This is a genomic window from Nonomuraea sp. B208 (assembly GCF_057536035.1).
Map to the genome: position 1 here is coordinate 714,885 of NZ_BAAJOU010000021.1, position 15,963 is coordinate 730,847.

15 protein-coding genes are annotated in these 15,963 nt (G+C 71.0%); 8 read left to right on the forward strand and 7 right to left on the reverse strand.

Annotated elements, in window-relative coordinates; translation table 11 throughout:
- Positions 1–14 precede the first annotated feature (14 nt).
- Positions 15–2,039, reverse strand: coding sequence for an adenylate/guanylate cyclase domain-containing protein (locus tag AC27IY_RS20430; protein ID WP_487178865.1), 2,025 nt, complete (start codon positions 2,037–2,039; stop codon positions 15–17).
- Positions 2,040–2,234: 195 nt separating this feature from the next.
- Here AC27IY_RS20430 and AC27IY_RS20435 point away from each other — a divergent pair, with 195 nt between their 5' ends.
- Positions 2,235–3,116, forward strand: a complete 882-nt coding sequence (locus tag AC27IY_RS20435; protein WP_423477178.1) for a collagen-like domain-containing protein — start codon at positions 2,235–2,237, stop codon at positions 3,114–3,116.
- A gap of 64 nt (positions 3,117–3,180) precedes the next feature.
- Here the strand turns inward: AC27IY_RS20435 and purL are convergent, their stop codons facing one another.
- The 4 genes from purL to purS all read right to left on the reverse strand — a co-directional run bounded on the left by purL (position 3,181) and on the right by purS (position 7,075).
- Positions 3,181–5,430 carry a phosphoribosylformylglycinamidine synthase subunit PurL gene (purL, locus tag AC27IY_RS20440; RefSeq protein ID WP_487178866.1) on the reverse strand — a complete coding sequence of 750 codons (2,250 nt, stop codon included), beginning with the start codon at positions 5,428–5,430 and terminating at the stop codon, positions 3,181–3,183.
- Positions 5,427–6,107 (reverse strand): phosphoribosylformylglycinamidine synthase subunit PurQ, encoded by a 681-nt coding sequence (gene purQ / locus AC27IY_RS20445; protein ID WP_344212865.1) that lies wholly within the window; start codon positions 6,105–6,107, stop codon positions 5,427–5,429. The genes purL and purQ overlap by 4 nt, the downstream gene beginning before the upstream one ends.
- 114 nt (positions 6,108–6,221) lie before the next feature.
- Positions 6,222–6,608, reverse strand: coding sequence for an ATP-binding protein (locus AC27IY_RS20450; RefSeq protein WP_344214053.1), 387 nt, complete (start codon positions 6,606–6,608; stop codon positions 6,222–6,224).
- A gap of 218 nt (positions 6,609–6,826) precedes the next feature.
- Positions 6,827–7,075, reverse strand: a complete 249-nt coding sequence (purS, locus tag AC27IY_RS20455; protein ID WP_020544216.1) for a phosphoribosylformylglycinamidine synthase subunit PurS — start codon at positions 7,073–7,075, stop codon at positions 6,827–6,829.
- Positions 7,076–7,300: 225 nt separating this feature from the next.
- Here purS and pdhA point away from each other — a divergent pair, with 225 nt between their 5' ends.
- From pdhA to AC27IY_RS20490, 7 genes are all read left to right on the forward strand, one after another.
- Complete coding sequence (gene pdhA / locus AC27IY_RS20460) at positions 7,301–8,398, forward strand: pyruvate dehydrogenase (acetyl-transferring) E1 component subunit alpha (protein ID WP_423451668.1); 1,098 nt, start codon at positions 7,301–7,303, stop codon at positions 8,396–8,398.
- Positions 8,395–9,375 (forward strand): alpha-ketoacid dehydrogenase subunit beta, encoded by a 981-nt coding sequence (locus AC27IY_RS20465; protein ID WP_487178867.1) that lies wholly within the window; start codon positions 8,395–8,397, stop codon positions 9,373–9,375. The genes pdhA and AC27IY_RS20465 overlap by 4 nt, the downstream gene beginning before the upstream one ends.
- Before the next feature lie 11 nt (positions 9,376–9,386).
- Entirely contained in the window at positions 9,387–10,919 is a 1,533-nt protein-coding gene (locus AC27IY_RS20470) for a dihydrolipoamide acetyltransferase family protein (protein ID WP_487178868.1), read from the forward strand.
- A gap of 191 nt (positions 10,920–11,110) precedes the next feature.
- Complete coding sequence (locus tag AC27IY_RS20475; protein ID WP_423477174.1) at positions 11,111–11,728, forward strand: DedA family protein; 618 nt, start codon at positions 11,111–11,113, stop codon at positions 11,726–11,728.
- Positions 11,712–12,797: a sensor histidine kinase gene (locus AC27IY_RS20480; RefSeq protein ID WP_487178869.1), complete on the forward strand. Its 1,086-nt coding sequence runs from the start codon at positions 11,712–11,714 to the stop codon at positions 12,795–12,797. Before AC27IY_RS20475 ends, AC27IY_RS20480 begins: the two co-directional genes overlap by 17 nt.
- Positions 12,788–13,432 carry a response regulator gene (locus AC27IY_RS20485; RefSeq protein WP_487178870.1) on the forward strand — a complete coding sequence of 215 codons (645 nt, stop codon included), beginning with the start codon at positions 12,788–12,790 and terminating at the stop codon, positions 13,430–13,432. Before AC27IY_RS20480 ends, AC27IY_RS20485 begins: the two co-directional genes overlap by 10 nt.
- A 23-nt stretch (positions 13,433–13,455) precedes the next feature.
- Positions 13,456–13,749 carry a Dabb family protein gene (locus tag AC27IY_RS20490; protein WP_344212850.1) on the forward strand — a complete coding sequence of 98 codons (294 nt, stop codon included), beginning with the start codon at positions 13,456–13,458 and terminating at the stop codon, positions 13,747–13,749.
- 3 nt (positions 13,750–13,752) lie between these two features.
- Here AC27IY_RS20490 and AC27IY_RS20495 read toward each other — a convergent pair whose 3' ends face one another.
- Both AC27IY_RS20495 and AC27IY_RS20500 read right to left on the reverse strand, forming a co-directional pair.
- A complete protein-coding gene (locus AC27IY_RS20495) occupies positions 13,753–13,977 on the reverse strand; it encodes a hypothetical protein (protein ID WP_344212848.1) in 225 nt (74 codons plus the stop codon).
- A 126-nt stretch (positions 13,978–14,103) separates the two neighbouring features.
- The gene (locus AC27IY_RS20500) at positions 14,104–15,909 is read right to left on the reverse strand and encodes an acyl-CoA dehydrogenase (protein ID WP_487178871.1); all 1,806 of its coding nucleotides are present in this window, start codon (positions 15,907–15,909) and stop codon (positions 14,104–14,106) included.
- Positions 15,910–15,963: the final 54 nt, after the last annotated feature.

Genomic DNA, 15,963 nt, shown 5'->3' on the forward strand with positions numbered 1-15,963 from the left:
CGAGCCCCGTCCAGCTACGGCAAACTCGTCAGAACGTACGCCGCGACGAGCTCTTCCTTGCCCTTCAGGCTCAGCCGCCCCAGCGGGCTGACCGCGGCGCCCTCGCCGAGCTGCTTGAGCGTCGTCTCGCCGATGACGACCGTGCCCGGCTCGGCGACGCCCTCCAGCCGGGCGGCCACGTTGACGCAGTCGCCCATCGCGTTGAAGCCGCGCAGCTCGGGGCTGCCGATGTTGCCGACGAGCGCGGGCCCGGTGTTGATCCCCACCCGGAACGTCGGCCACGGCACGTCGTCCACCCGCTTCCACGCCATCTCCTCGGCCACCTCGGCCGCGGCCTGCTGCATGGCCAGCGCGGCCCGGCAGGCGGCCCGCGCGTGGTCCTCCTGCGCGGCCGGGGCGTTGAACAGCGCGAGCAGCGCGTCGCCGACGAACTGCACGATCGTGCCGCCGTTGTCGAGGATGCACGGCACGGCGGCCGTGTGGTAGCGGTTGAGCATCTCGACGATCTCGCCCGGCGTGACCTTCTCCGAGAACGTCGTGAAGCCCTTGAGGTCGGCGAAGAGCGCGGTCAGCTCGCGCAGCTCGCCGCCGAGCGCCGCCTGCGCAGGGTCGGCCAGCAGCGCGTGCGCCACGTCCGGCGACATGTACTGGTGGAACAGCGTGTGCAGCTCGCGGTAGAGGCGGGCGTTCTCCAGCGAGAGGCTGAGCTGACCGGCGAGCGTGGCGGCCAGCGCCTCGTCCTGGTTCGTCCGGCCGATCGGCACCTCCAGCACGCCCGCCAGCCTGCCCTTCACGGTGAGCGGGAAGGCCAGCAGGTGGTCGCGGCGGATCGGCTCGTCACCGGTGAAGGCGTACTCGCGTGAGCCGACCTGGGTCCGGCCGTCGGCCACCAGCCCGATCTTGACGTCCCCGTACGCCTGCCGCACCCGCTCCAGCGACGAGGCCAGCAGCTCGTCCTCCGGCAGGCCGACCTTGGTCCGGGCGCTGACGTCCACCAGGGCCGCCAGCCGGGCCGACAGCTCGCGCTCGTTCGCGAGGGCCGCGCCCGCCCGGTCCAGCACCGCAACCTGGCTCTCGTTGAGCCGGAACTTGCCCGACAGGCGGGTCGCGGCCAGCGGCTCGCCCCTGCGTACGGCCTCGACCAGCTCCTCCAGCGCCCGGTCGTAGTCCTGCCTGATCCGCCGTACGGTCGCCGCGAGCGTCACCGAGTCGAACAGCCCCGCGCTCGACCCCTCGCGCCGGAACTGCAGGTAAGCGCTGTAGGCCACGAACACGAAAGCCAGGGTCAGCAGCAGGTGCCACTCCCACCACGACAGGTGCCAGTTGAGCTGCGACATGCCGGCCACCATCGACTCGGCCAGCAGCGCGTACGCGGTGATGAGGCTGATCAGCATGGCCGACGGCCGCCGCCGGTGGATGAGGAACATCATCACGCTGGCGGCGGCGTACAGCAGCAGGCCGGGGATCGAGCCCCAGGCGAGCCAGGGCACCGGCGTCAGCGAGGGCGGCTCGCTGAGCGCGGTCAGCCCCGGCACCAGCGAGGCGACGCCCCACACCACCATGAAGCCGACCAGCGCCGCGCGGATCACCTGCTGCGCGCCCAGCACCCGCGCGGCCGCCTGCTCGCCGAGCGGCAGGGCCGAGGCGAAGGCGAACGCGGCGGCGGCCGACAGGCCCACCTGCTGCCCGATGTCGAAGCCGAGCGAGCCCGTGTGCAGGATGATCATCGGCGTGGCGAGGCCGTGCATGAAGAAGAAGCCGGCGCTGCTCAGGAAGACCATGGACACGAGGAACAGGCGGGCGTCGCGGCGGCGGCGCGAGGCCTCGCTGATCATCAGGCCGAGCGCCACGTTGATCCCGGCGACCGCGACGATCAGCCAGAAGTGGCTCGGGTTGTGCTGCCAGGGGATGTTGACGGAGTCGTTGGCGAGCAGGAGCCAGAGGCCCAGCATGGGCAGGACCAGGTGGATCGCCCAGACTGCGCCGCGCACCGGCTGGGTGGCCGGCGGCAGGTAGGGGGCGGGTTCGGCGCTAGGCACAAGCCGATTATCCACGCGGGACCGGTGCGGCGACTGTGCCGTTTTACTCACCCAAGTCATCGACAATCGGTCAACCTGGTAAGTAACGCTTTGCAGTGTGACAAATACGTTATGTAGTTTCTGCCAACCTCTGGACCGTTTGAAACGTGCTTCTCATGCATCTCCTCTGAAACATCCGTCGCTGGAAGGACAGCCGTGGCTATCAAGATCCGCGGTGGGCGTGCGCTCACCCTCGCCACTGTCGGAGCGCTCGCCGCCTCGCTCCTCGCGGTCGGTGGCGTCGCCACCGCATCGTCGGCGAGCAACCAGGTCACCGCGTGCGTCAACAAGAAGACCCGCTACGCGCGCATCGTGAACCCGACCACGAAGTGCCGCACCACCGAGATCCGCGTGCTCATCGGCGGCGGCAGCGAGGCCACCACGAACTCCGTCACGGTCGGCCCCAAGGGCGACACGGGCCCGCAGGGCCCGAAGGGTGACGCCGGTCCCCAGGGCCCGCAGGGCCGCCCCGGTCTGAAGGGCGCGACCGGCCCGCAGGGGCCGAAGGGCGACACCGGCCCCGCCGGCCCCCAGGGCCCGCAGGGCCCGAAGGGTGACGACGGCAAGAACGGCCTCCCCGGCAAGGACGGCCAGGACGGCAAGAACGGCCTCCCCGGCAAGGACGGCCAGGACGGCAAGAACGGCCAGCAGGGCCCGAAGGGCGACACCGGCCCGCAGGGCCCCGCCGGCCCCGCCGGCCCGCAGGGCCCCAAGGGCGCGGACGGCAAGGACGGTAAGGACGGTAAGGACGGCGGCGGCACGTACACGACCTACGTCAAGACCACCTCGCTGAACGGCCTCGGCTCCGCCACCGTCTCCTGCAACTACGGCAACACCGCCACCGGCGGCGGCTTCAGCTTCAGCACCCTGAAGAACGCGGTCGTCATGGCCAGCGCGCCGAGCGGCAACGGCACCGGCTGGACCGTCAGCGTCGCCAAGGACGACAACGGCGGCGGCAACGACAACCCGGGCCACGGCGGTGGCAACGGCACGTCCGTCAACGGCTCGGCCTACGTCATCTGCCTGAAGAAGGCGTAACCCCCACGCGCGCGCGAAAGGGCCGGCACGGGAACCCCGTACCGGCCCTTTCTCTCGTCCAGGATCAGCCGAACAGCGCGGGCAGCGCCCCCCGGTGCGTCTCCCGCAGCTCCTCGACCGGCACCTCGAACACGTCCTCGACCACCAGCGACGCCCCGCCGGTGACCCCGAGCCCGTAGCACGGTACGTCGTGCCGCCCGCACAGCGAGGCGAACTCGTCGTACGACTCCGGCCGCACCACGACCAGCGCCCGCGCCGCCGACTCGCTGAACAGGTCGACGAAGGGGTCGCCGGACAGCGTCACCTTCGCCCCGACGCCCCGCGCCAGGCACGACTCGGCCAGCGCGATCGCGAGCCCGCCGTCGGACAGGTCGTGCGAGCCCTCCAGCAGCCCGCGCCTGGCCGCCTCCACGAGCACGGCGCCGAGCGCCTGCTCGGCCTCCAGGTCCGCCTGCGGCGGCAGCCCGCCCAGGTGACGGTGGACGACGTGCGCCCACTCCGAGCCGCCGAACTCCTCGCGCGTGTCGCCGAGCAGCGCCACACGCAGCCCCTCGGCGACGAACCCGGTGGGCACCCGCTTGGCGACGTCCTCGATGACGCCGAGCACGCCCACGACCGGGGTCGGGTTGATGGCGGTCGCGCCCGTCTGGTTGTAGAAGGAGACGTTGCCGCCGGTCACCGGCACCCCGAGGGTCCGGCAGGCGTCGGCGAGGCCGCGCGTGGCCTCGGCGAACTGCCACATGACCTCGGGGTCCTCGGGCGAGCCGAAGTTGAGGCAGTTGGTGACGGCCAGCGGCTCGGCCCCGGTCACCGCGACGTTGCGGTAGGCCTCGGCGAGCGCGAGCTGCGCCCCCGCGTACGGGTCGAGCTTGGCGTAGCGGCCGTTGCCGTCGGTGGCGAGCGCGATGCCCCGGGTCGTCGGCTCGGCGCCGGCGATGGCCTCGGAGATGCGCAGCATGCCGGCGTCGGCCGGCTGCGCCAGGACCGTGTTGGAGCGGACGTAACGGTCGTACTGGTCGGTCACCCACTCCTTGGAGGCCAGGTTGGGCGAGCCGAGCAGCCGCAGCAGCGTCTCCCGCAGGTCCGCGGGCCGCTCCAGGCGGTCGGGGGTGTCGGCGTTGAGCGCGGACTGCCCGGCCGGCTCGTGGTAGGGCCGCTCGTAGACCGGCCCCTCGTCGGCGGCCGTGCCCGGCGGGATGTCCACGATGACCTCGCCGTCCCACGTCATGACGAGCCGGCCGGTGTCGGTGACCTCGCCGATGACGGTGGCGGGGACGTCCCACTTGGCGCAGATCTCCATGAACGCCGGGATGTCGTCGGGCCGGACCACGGCCATCATGCGCTCCTGCGACTCGCTCATGAGGATCTCCTCGGGGCGGAGCGAGGGGTCGCGGAGCGGCACCAGGTTGAGGTCGACCTGCATGCCGCCGGTGCCCTTGGCGGCCAGCTCGGTCGTGGCGCAGGAGACGCCGGCCGCGCCGAGGTCCTGGATGCCGACGACCACGTCGGCGGCGTACAGCTCCAGGCAGCACTCGATGAGCAGCTTCTCCATGAACGGGTCGCCCACCTGCACGGCGGGCCGCTTGGCCTGCGACTCGTCCTCGAACGTGGCGCTGGCCAGCACGCTCGCCCCGCCGATGCCGTCGGGGCCGGTGGACGCGCCGAACAGCACGACCTTGTTGCCCGGGCCGGGCGCGGTGGCGAGCTTGATCTGGTCCTTGCGCAGCAGGCCCACGCACAGGGCGTTGACCAGCGGGTTGCCGAGGTAGCAGGGGTCGAAGACGACCTCGCCGCCGATGTTGGGCAGGCCCAGGCAGTTGCCGTAGCTGCTGATGCCCTCCACCACGCCGGGCAGCACCCGGCGGGTGTCGACCGCGTCGGCCGCGCCGAAGCGCAGGGAGTCCATGACGGCGATCGGGCGCGCGCCCATCGACATGATGTCGCGGACGATGCCGCCGACGCCGGTGGCCGCCCCCTGGTGGGGCTCGACGTAGGACGGGTGGTTGTGCGACTCGATCTTGAACGTGGCCGCCCAGCCGTCGCCGATGTCGACCACGCCCGCGTTCTCGCCCATGCCGACCAGCAGCGCCTCGGACTTGGACGCCTTCGTGGCGAACTGCTTGAGATGCACCTTGGACGACTTGTACGAGCAGTGCTCGGACCACATGACGCTGTAGATGGCCAGCTCGGAGCCGGTCGGGCGGCGGCCGAGGATCTGCTTGACCCGGTCGTACTCGTCCTGCTTCATGCCGAGCTCGGCGAAGGGCATCGGCTCGTCGGGCGTCCCTGACGCCCGCTCAACGGTGTCGGTCATGCGTTCACCAGGCTCTTGAGAATGGAGGTGAAGAAGCCGAGGCCGTCGGTGCTGGGCGCGCCGACGAGGTCCTCGACCGCGTGCTCGGGGTGCGGCATGAGGCCGACGACGTTGCCGGCCGCGTTGCTGATGCCGGCGATGTCGTTGAGCGAGCCGTTGGGGTTGCCGAGGTAACGCACCACCACCTGGCCGCCCGCCTCCAGCTCGGCGAGGGTGTCGGCGGAGGCGACGTAGCGGCCCTCGCCGTGCTTGATCGGCAGTGTGATCTCCTGGCCCTCGTCGAAGGAGTTGGTCCAGGAGGTCGAGGCGCGCTCGACGCGCAGCCGCTGGTCGCGGCAGACGTAGTGCAGCGAGGCGTTGCGGGTCAGCGCGCCGGGCAGCAGGTGCGCCTCGCAGAGGATCTGGAAGCCGTTGCAGGTGCCGATGACCGGCAGCCCGGCCTTCGCCGCCGGGATCAGCTCGTCCATCAGCGGCGCGAAGCGCGAGATGGCGCCGCAGCGCAGGTAGTCGCCGTAGGAGAAGCCGCCGGGCAGGAAGACGGCGTCCACTCCCTTCAGGTCGTGGTCGGCGTGCCACAGCGGCACCGCCTCGGCGCCCACGAGGCGCACGGCTCTGGCGGCGTCCTGGTCGTCGAGAGTTCCTGGAAACGTGACTACGCCCACACGGGCAGCGCTCATGACAGTCGTCCCCTCCGAGGATGCGCACGCGCGCGCCACCGTCGATGCGGGGTGACGGTGGTCTGCGGCGGTCACTTCAGCGTATCGGAGGCGCTTAGATGCGCGGTATCGCGGTCAGACGGCGGCGAGCTCCCGGGGGCGGGCCGCGGCCTCTTCGTCCCAGTCGAGGGATTTACGCAGGTGGACGGTGGTGCCACGGCCCGGCGTGATGCCGAACGAGATCTCGTCCACGACGGAGCGCATGATCAGCAGCCCACGGCCGTTCTCGGTGTCGGGAGGGGGGAAGCCCGGCGGGATCGACGGCACGCCCGTGCCGCTGTCCGCCACCCGGACGTCGCACTGGCCGTAGCCGATCGACGCGCTCACCTCGTAGCGGTTGGCGGGCCCCCCGTGCCGAACCGCGTTGGAGCATGCCTCGGAGACGGCGAGCAGCATGTCGGCGATGCAGGTCTCGCTCACGTTGAGCGACCTCATGGCATCGCCGAGCACCCGCCTGACCATCGGTATGCCGATCGCATCCCGAGGCAGTGCCAACGAGAACTCAATATCCACCGGACTCCTCCGGGCGCCAGAATGTCACCTGGAGTAGATTTCCCTGTGAAAACGGGGCTAACCGCAAAATCACGCTGTTGTTATTCACTGTTGGTGACCCCGTGGCATTGTGGCACGTCGGAACCCGGCTTTAAGCGGCCACGAGGAAAACGGGACGCCAAATCTCCCTACTGCTCCTCGACCCGGACGGCGTAGTCCTCGATCACGGTGTTGGCCAGCAGGGTCTCGGCCATCTTGCGGACCTCGTCCAGCGCCGCCGCGTCGGCCGGGCCGTCCAGCTCGACCTCGAAGCGCTTGCCCTGGCGGACCGACGAGACGCCGGAGAAGCCGAGACGGGGCAGCGCCCGCGCGATCGCCTGGCCCTGCGGGTCGAGGATCTCGGGCTTCAGCATGACCTCGACGATGACGCGCGCCACTGTTCCTCCTGCGTGCGACGGGGTTGGGAAAGCCAGCCTACCGGGGGCGTGTGGCCGACGGCACAACGGGAACGGGGGAGAGATGGGGCTTGCGCGGAGGGCTGTGACGTCTGCCACGATGTTCCCAAACGCGTACGAACCACCACCAGTTGGTTCATCGCCAAGAAGGCTGGCCTAAGGTGGCAACCCCGTCCGGACCAGCCCCGACGCACAGGAGAGTGGCACGTGACACTCGACGCCTCTCGCGGTGCTCACCAAGAAGCACCTCCGGAGCTCGTCCAGCTGCTCACCCCCGAGGGGGAGCGGGTCGAGCACCCTGACTACGACGTCGATCTCACCCCGGAAGAGGTCCGGTCGCTCTACCGCGACCTGGTGCTCGTCCGGCGCATCGACCTGGAGGCCGTGGCGCTGCAGCGCCAGGGCGAGCTCGGCATCTGGGCCTCGCTGCTCGGCCAGGAAGCCGCCCAGATCGGCTCGGGCCGCGCGCTGACCGACAGTGACATGGCCTTCCCCACCTACCGCGAGCACGGCGTGGCGTGGTGCCGCGACGTCGACCCGGTCAAGCTGCTCGGGCTGTTCCGTGGCGTCAACCACGGCGGATGGGACCCCCAGGAGCACAACTTCCACCTCTACACGATCGTCATCGGCAGCCAGACCCTGCACGCCGTCGGCTACGCGATGGGCATCCAGCGCGACGACGCCAGCGCCGCCACGATCGTCTACTTCGGCGACGGCGCCACCTCCCAGGGCGACGTGAACGAGTCCTTCATCTGGGCCAGCGTGTTCAACGCGCCGATCGTGTTCTTCTGCCAGAACAACCAGTGGGCCATCTCCGAGCCGCTGGAGAAGCAGACCCGCATCCCCCTCTACCGCCGCGCCTCCGGCTTCGGCTTCCCCGGCATCCGGGTGGACGGCAACGACGTGTTCGCCTGCCTCGCCGTCACACGCAAGGCCCTGGAGGCGGCGCGGACCGGGCAGGGGCCGACGCTCATCGAGGCGTTCACGTACCGGATGGGCGCCCACACCACGACCGACGACCCGACGCGCTACCGGGTCGCGAGCGAGCTGGAGGCGTGGAAGCTCAAGGACCCCATCGAGCGGGTGAAGGCTTACCTGTTCAAGAACGAGCTGGCCGACCAGGAGTTCTTCGACTCCGTCGACGAGGAGGCCGGCCAGCTCGGCGCCGACCTGCGGCGGCGCTGCCTCGCGCTGCCCGACCCCCAGCCGCTCGACATCTTCGACCACGTCTACCGCGAGCCCCACGCGCTGATCGACCAGGAGCGCGCCCAGTTCGCCGCGTATCTGGAGGGGTTCGAGAAGTGACCGTTCTGAGCTTGTCGAAAGCCCTGAACGAGGGCATGCGCAAGGCCATGGAGGACGACCCCAAGGTCCTCATCATGGGAGAGGACGTCGGCAAGCTGGGCGGCGTCTTCCGCGTCACCGACGGCCTGCAGAAGGACTTCGGCGAGGACCGCGTCATCGACACGCCGCTCGCCGAGTCCGGCATCATCGGCACCGCGATCGGCCTGGCGCTGCGCGGCTACCGGCCGGTGTGCGAGATCCAGTTCGACGGGTTCGTCTTCCCGGCCGCCGACCAGATCATCACGCAGCTCGCCAAGATGCCCATGCGGTCGCTGGGCGCGATCAAGCTGCCGGTGGTCGTGCGCATCCCGTGCGGCGGCGGCATCGGCGCGGTCGAGCACCACAGCGAGTCCCCCGAGGCGTACTTCACCCACACCTCCGGGCTGCGCGTGGTCGCCTGCTCCAACCCGGCGGACGCGTACACGATGATCCAGCAGGCCATCCGCTGCGACGACCCGGTGGTGTTCTTCGAGCCCAAGCGCCGCTACTGGGAGAAGGGCGACATCGACACCACCTCGTCCGACTGGTGGACGCCGTTCGACGCGGCCAAGGTCGTACGGGCGGGGGCCGACGCCACGCTGCTGGCGTACGGGCCGATGGTGAAGACCTGCCTGGAGGCCGCGGCGGCGGCCGAGGACGACGGCCGCTCCCTGGAGGTCGTCGACCTGCGCTCGCTCAACCCGCTGGACGAGGCGGTGATCATGGAGTCGGCGCGCCGCACCGGCCGGGTCGTGGTCGTCCACGAGGCGCCCGTCTACAACGGCTTCGGCGCCGAGCTGGCCGCCCGCGTCACCGAGCAGTGCTTCTACCACCTGGAGGCCCCGGTGCTGCGGGTCGGCGGGTTCTCCACCCCCTATCCGCCGTCGAAGCTGGAGGAGCACTACCTGCCCGACCTGGACCGGGTGCTCGACGCCGTCGACCGGGCCTTCGGGTTCTGAGAGGGGGGTTCATGCGACGCGAGTTCAGGCTCCCCGACGTCGGAGAGGGGCTGACCGAGGCCGAGATCGTCCGCTGGCACGTCCAGCCGGGCGACGAGGTCAAGGTCAACCAGATCGTGGTCGAGATCGAGACCGCGAAGTCGATCGTGGAGCTGCCGATCCCGTGGGACGGCGTGGTGTCCGGCCTGCTGGCCGACGAGGGCCGGACGGTGGAGGTGGGCCGGCCGATCATCGCCGTGGACACGACGGAGGAGCCCGGCGAGGCCGGTTCGGCGGGCCAGGTCAAGGCCCTGGCCGACGACCTGGTGCCCAAGCCCCCGGCGGAGGGCGCGGTCGAGCCCGGCGCCCACGGCAGCCCGGCCCCCAAGGAGGAACGCCAGGCGGTGCTGGTCGGCTACGGCGTCAAGACCGGCGCCACCCGACGCCGCCCCCGCAAACCCGCCGCCACCACCGACGGCCCGCCCCCGGAAGCCGCCGCCCCGGAAGCCGCCGCCCCGGAAGCCGCCGTCACGGAAGCCGCCGTCACGGAAGCCCCCGCCCCGGAAGCCCCCGCCACGGGGGCTCCGGCCGCGGAGGCGCCCGCCGCCCCGATCCCCGCCGCTCCGGTGGCCAACCCGAGGCGCGTGGAGGTGGCGCCCGTACCCGTCCACGAGGCGCCCGGCCCCATCACGGTGCTGGCCAAGCCGCCGGTCCGCAAGCTGGCCAAGGACCTCGGCGTGGACCTCACCACGGTCACGGGCACCGGCCCGCAGGGCTCCATCACGCGGGACGACGTGCACGCCGCCGCGGCGGCCGCACAGGCCCCGCAACCGGCCCCGCAACAGGCCACCGCCGCCCCCGGGCAGCGCGAGGAGCGCGTCCCCGTCAAGGGCGTGCGCAAGATGATGGCCCAGGCCATGGTCGCCAGCGCCTACACCGCCCCGCACGTCACGGAGTTCCTCCAGATCGACGTGACCGGCACCATGGAGGCCGTCAGGCGGCTGCGCGCCCTGCCGGACTTCGCCGAGGTCAAGGTCAGCCCGCTGCTGCTGGTCGCCAAGGCCGTCCTGACGGCGGCCCGCCGGCACCCGATGATCAACTCCTCCTGGGACGAGCAGGCCCAGGAGATCGTCGTCAAGCACTACGTCAACCTCGGGATCGCCGCCGCCACCCCCAGGGGCCTGGTGGTGCCCAACATCAAGGACGCGCACGCCCTCTCCCTGCCCGACCTGGCCCGGAGCCTGGCCGAGCTGACGGAGACGGCCCGCGCGGGACGTACGCAGCCGGCCGAGATGGCGGGCGGGACGATCACGATCACCAACGTCGGCGTGTTCGGCGTGGACACCGGCACCCCCATCATCAACCCGGGCGAGGCCGCCATCCTCGCCTTCGGCCAGGTGCGGGACCTGCCGTGGGTGGTGGACGGCGAGCTCGCCGTACGCAAGGTGACGACGCTGTCGCTGTCGTTCGACCACCGGATCGTGGACGGCGAGCTGGGCTCCCGCTTCCTGCGCGACGTCGGCGACATGCTGGAGGACCCGCTCCGCATCATGGCGTGGAGCTGAGCTGAAACCAGGGTGATCGCCGGGAGGACCCCTCCCCCGGCGATCACCCTGCGAGGCGTGCCACACGCTTGCCTTCATGACGTCGGAGACGCCGCCCACCCGATCTGATACATCTCCTGTGGTTTTCCGCACCCTCACTCGGCCGTCCGCCTCATGGTGGCCGTACCCTGGTCGTTCCTAGTCTCTGGTGCATGACGGAATGGCTGATCGACCTGATGGAGATGCTCGGCGCCCCCGGAGCCGGGATCGCGATCGCGCTGGAGAACCTCTTCCCGCCCCTGCCCAGCGAGGTGATCCTGCCGCTGGCCGGCTTCGCCTCCTCCCAGGGAGAGATGAACCTGCTCGCCGTGCTGCTGTGGACCACGGCCGGCTCGGTGATCGGGGCGCTGGCGCTGTACGGGGTGGGCGCGATGCTCGGCCGGGAGCGCACGCTGGCCCTGGCCGCCCGGATCCCGCTGCTGAAGGTCTCCGACATCGCCAGGACGGAGGCGTGGTTCCTCAAGCACGGGCGCAAGACGGTGTTCTTCGGGCGGATGATCCCGATCTTCCGCAGCCTGATCTCCGTTCCCGCCGGGGTGGAGCGCATGCCGCTGGGCGTCTTCACGCTCCTGACCACGGCCGGCAGCCTGCTCTGGAACACCATTTTCGTCCTGGCCGGATGGACGCTGGGCGAGAACTGGGCGCTGGTGGAGACCTACGTCGGCCTGGGCACCAACGCCGTCATCGCCACGGTGGCGCTGGCGGTGCTGGTCTTCGTGGGCACGCGGCTGACCCAGCGGCGCAAGGGGCGGCATGCGGTCGGTGCTTAGCGGGCCGAGGCTCGTCGGGGCGGTGGCCGCCGGCGCGGTGACCGCCCTCGCGGGGTTGCTGTTCGTCCTGGCGGCGGCGCCGTTCGCGGACCGTCCCGCCGTGCGGACGGCGGCCGCCCGGCTGACCCGGTTCGAGCTGTGGCGGCTGCGCCTGGACCTACCCGTCGAGAACGAGGAGGGCGAGCTGCGTTACCTCGCCGCCCGTACGCCCGTGGGCGTGCTGGGCGGGCTCGTGGTGCTGCTGCTCGTGGTCGGCCTCGGCATGGCGGTCATGCTGGTGTGGTCGTGGGCGCGCGGGGAGGCGTTCGACGGCATGCTGCCCACCGCGCCGCTGGTGGCCTACCTGTTCGTGTCGGGCTGCGTGCTGCTGTTCCTGGACGTGTGCGGCCTGGTGGGGGTGGAGGCGCTGGAGCGGCGGCTGGCCGTACGGCTGCTCGCCCCAGACCCGGTGGAGGCGCTGCGGCGGCGGATCGACGAGCTGACCGTGAGCCGGGCCGGGGTGGTCGCGGCGGTCGACGCCGAACGGCGGCGCATCGAGCGCGACCTCCACGACGGGGTGCAGCAGCGGCTGGTGGCGCTGTCCATGCTCGCGGGCCGCGCCCGCAGGGGCCGCCCCGAGCTGCTGGAACAGCTCCACGAGCAGGCCCAGCAGGCGCTGGTTGAGCTGCGCGAGGTGGCCTGGCGGGTCTACCCGTCGGGGCTGGACGCGCACGGTCTGGCCGAGGCGCTCGCCGGAGTGGCCGAGCGGTCCTCGGTCGCGGTCAAGGTCACCTGCGAGCTGCCGGAGCGGCCCCCGGCGGTGGTGGAGGCCGCCGCCTACTTCGTGGCCAGCGAAGCGGTGACGAACGCGGCCAAACACTCCGGAGCCACCCTGGTGACCATCGACGTACGCCGGCAGGCCACCATGGTCGTCGTGCGAGTGGAGGACGACGGCGTGGGCGGGGCCGACGCCACCGGCGGCGGGCTGACCGGCCTGGCGCAGCGGGTGGCCGCCCTGGACGGCCGGTTCACCCTGACCAGCCCGCCCGGCGGGCCGACCGTGATCGAAGCGGAGTTGCCGTGCGCGTGATGCTGGCCGAGGACTCGGCCCTGCTGCGGGAGGGCCTGGTACGGCTGCTGAAGGAGGAAGGTCACGACGTGCCGGCCGCGGTGGGCGACGCCGACGCGCTGCTGCGGGCGGTGACCGCCGAGCGGCCCGACGCGGTGGTGGTGGACGTACGGATGCCGCCCACCCACACCGACGAGGGCCTGCGCGCCGCCCTGGAGATCCGGCGGCGCTGGCCGGAGGTCAAGGTGCTGGTGCTGTCGCAGTACGTCGAGAAGAAGTACGCCACCGAGCTGATGAGCGGCAGCATCGACGGCGTCGGCTACCTGCTGAAGGACCGCGTGGCCCAGGTCGGCGACTTCCTGGACGCGCTGGACCGGGTGGGCGCGGGCGGGACGGCGTTCGACCCGGAGGTGGTGCGCCAGCTGCTCGCGCGCACCAGCCACACCGACCCGCTGACCCAGTTGACCGCCCGCGAGCGCCAGGTGCTCGAGCTGATGGCGCAGGGCCTCACCAACGCCTCCGTCGCGCAGTCCCTGCACGTGTCGCAGAGCGCGGTGGAGAAACACGTCAACGCCCTGTTCGACAAGCTCGCGCTGTCGCACACCACCGGCTACAGCCGCCGGGTCCTGGCGGTGCTGCGTTACCTCGGCTCCTGAGCCGGCGTCGATAGGGTGCTCCCATGATTCGCCACATCGTGCTGTTCACCTGGACCGACGACGCGACCGACGAGCAGAAGGCGACGGTGACCGCCGAGCTGCGCAAGCTGCCGGACGCGATCCCGGAGATCCGCTCCTACACCGTCGGCCCCGACGCCGGCATCAACGAGGGCAACCACGCCTACGCGGTGGTGGGCGACTTCGACTCGGTGGACGACTATCTCGTCTACCGCGACCATCCGCAGCACCAGGCGGTCATCGCCGAGCACATCAAGCCGATCCTGGCCGCCCGCGCCGCCGTGCAGATCGAGGTCTAGGGCCTAGATCTCCGGGGGGTTGTTCTCGCGGTGCATCAGGCGCCCGTCGGACGTGCGGCCCCGCCTCGGGGCCAGCACGATGCTCAGCACGACGCCCACGCCGCCCACGATCATGAAGATCAGGCCGATGACGTCCATGTGGACGCTCTCGCCGAAGACGTCGGGCTCGATCGCGAACTTCAGGATGGCGCCGAGCGTGAGGAAGAAGATGCTGACCCCGACACCCATGACGAGCCTCCCTGGTAAACGGCCGGTACGCCCACGGTCATACCCGGGTGAGGACGATCACACCCCCAACCGGCCGAACGACGGAACGCCCGCACGGCGTGCGGGCGTTCCGTGTGGTGCCGGGACCTAGAAGGCCTCCTCCGGAAGCTCCATGAGCTCCTGGCCGGTGGCGTCGAGGACGCGCCGCTCGGCGGCCAGCCGGGGCAGCACGGTCTTGGCGAAGAACGTGGCCGACGCGACCTTGCCCTGGTAGAACGGGTCCTCGCCGTCCGCCAGCCGGGCCAGCGCCACCTCGGCCTGGCGCAGCAGCAGCCAGCCGATGACGAGGTCGCCGAGCGCGAGCAGCAGCCGGGTGGTGTTGAGCCCGACCTTGTAGACCTCCGCCGGCTTCTCCAGCGAGCCGAGCGCCCAGGTCGCCATCGTGTCGCCCATGGCCTTGACGTCGGCGGCGGCCTCGGCCAGCAGCTCGCGCTCCTCCTTGAGCCGCCCGTTGCCGGCCTCGGAGGCGGCGAAGGCGGTGATCTCGCCGAGCAGCGCGCCGACGGCCGCGCCCTGGTTGCGCAGGATCTTCCTGAAGAACAGGTCCATGCCCTGGATGGCGGTGGTGCCCTCGTACAGGGAGTCGATCTTGGCGTCCCTGATGTACTGCTCGATCGGGTAGTCCTGCAGGTAGCCGGAGCCGCCCAGGGTCTGCAGCGAGCGGGCCAGCAACTCGTACGACCGCTCCGACCCGACGCCCTTGACCAGCGGCAGCAGCAGGTCGTTCATCGCGTGCGCGTGCGCGTCGGCCGGGTCGATCATGACGGCGTCCTGGAAGGTGGCCGTGTAGAGGACCAGGGCGCGCATGCCCTCGGCGTACGCCTTCTGCAGCATCAGCTCGCGGCGCACGTCCGGATGGTTGACGATGGTGACGCGCGGGGCGGTCTTGTCGGTCATCTGGGTGAGGTCCGCGCCCTGGACGCGCGACCTGGCGTAGTCGAGCGCGTTGAGGTAGCCGGTCGAGAGCGTGGCGATGGCCTTGGTGCCGACCATCATGCGGGCGTGCTCGATGACCATGAACATCTGCTTGATGCCCTCGTGCACCTCGCCGACCAGCCAGCCGACCGCCGGGTGCTTCTCGCCGAAGGTGAGCTCGCAGGTCGTGGAGACCTTCAGGCCCATCTTCTTCTCGACGTTGGTGACGTAGACGCCGTTGCGCTCGCCGAGCTCGCCGGTCTCCAGGTCGACGTGGTACTTCGGCACCAGGAACATCGACAGGCCCTTGGTGCCGGGGCCGTGACCCTCGGGGCGGGCCAGCACCAGGTGGAAGATGTTCTCCGACATGTCGTGCTCGGCGCTGGTGATGAAGCGCTTGACGCCCTCGATGTGCCAGGTGCCGTCGGGCTGGCGTATGGCCTTGGTGCGGCCGGCGCCCACGTCGGAGCCGGCGTCCGGCTCGGTGAGCACCATGGTCGCGCCCCAGTTGCGCTCGATGGCCAGCTCGGCGAAGCGCTTCTGCTCCTCGGTGCCGACCTGCCACAGGGTGTAGGCGAAGTTGGGGCCGGCGGCGTACATGTAGAGCGCCGGGTTGGCGCCCAGCACCATCTCGGCCGTGGCCCAGGCGAGGCTCCTCGGGATGCCGGGGCCGCCCAGCTCGGCGGGCAGGTCGAGGTGCGCCCAGCCGCCGTCCACCAGCGCCTTGAACGACTTCTTGAAGCCTTCCGGCATGGTGACCGAGCTCGTCGCGGGGTCGAAGACCGGCGGCGTCCTGTCGCCCTCCTCGAAGGAGTCGGCGAGCACGCCGGTCGCCAGACGGTTGACCTCTTCCAGGATGCTGCGCGCGACGTCCTCGTCGACTTCCGCAAAGGGCCCTGCGCCGAGGATCTCGCGTCGCCCGAAGACCTCGAAGAGGTTGAATTCAAGGTCGCGAACGTTGCTCTTGTAGTGGCCCATGGGGTCGATCTCCTTGAACCGAGTCAGGGGTGTACTCGCGAGTAACCTTACTCT

Coding starts and splice junctions, on each gene's coding strand:
- purQ (WP_344212865.1), bottom strand. CDS start 6,107: ATGAGCGCTGCCCGTGTGGGCGTAGTCACGTTTCCAGGAACTCTCGAC.
- AC27IY_RS20500 (WP_487178871.1), bottom strand. CDS start 15,909: ATGGGCCACTACAAGAGCAACGTTCGCGACCTTGAATTCAACCTCTTC.
- purL (WP_487178866.1), bottom strand. CDS start 5,430: ATGACCGACACCGTTGAGCGGGCGTCAGGGACGCCCGACGAGCCGATG.
- AC27IY_RS20470 (WP_487178868.1), top strand. CDS start 9,387: ATGCGACGCGAGTTCAGGCTCCCCGACGTCGGAGAGGGGCTGACCGAG.
- AC27IY_RS20490 (WP_344212850.1), top strand. CDS start 13,456: ATGATTCGCCACATCGTGCTGTTCACCTGGACCGACGACGCGACCGAC.
- AC27IY_RS20450 (WP_344214053.1), bottom strand. CDS start 6,608: ATGGTCAGGCGGGTGCTCGGCGATGCCATGAGGTCGCTCAACGTGAGC.
- AC27IY_RS20480 (WP_487178869.1), top strand. CDS start 11,712: ATGCGGTCGGTGCTTAGCGGGCCGAGGCTCGTCGGGGCGGTGGCCGCC.
- AC27IY_RS20495 (WP_344212848.1), bottom strand. CDS start 13,977: ATGGGTGTCGGGGTCAGCATCTTCTTCCTCACGCTCGGCGCCATCCTG.
- AC27IY_RS20475 (WP_423477174.1), top strand. CDS start 11,111: ATGACGGAATGGCTGATCGACCTGATGGAGATGCTCGGCGCCCCCGGA.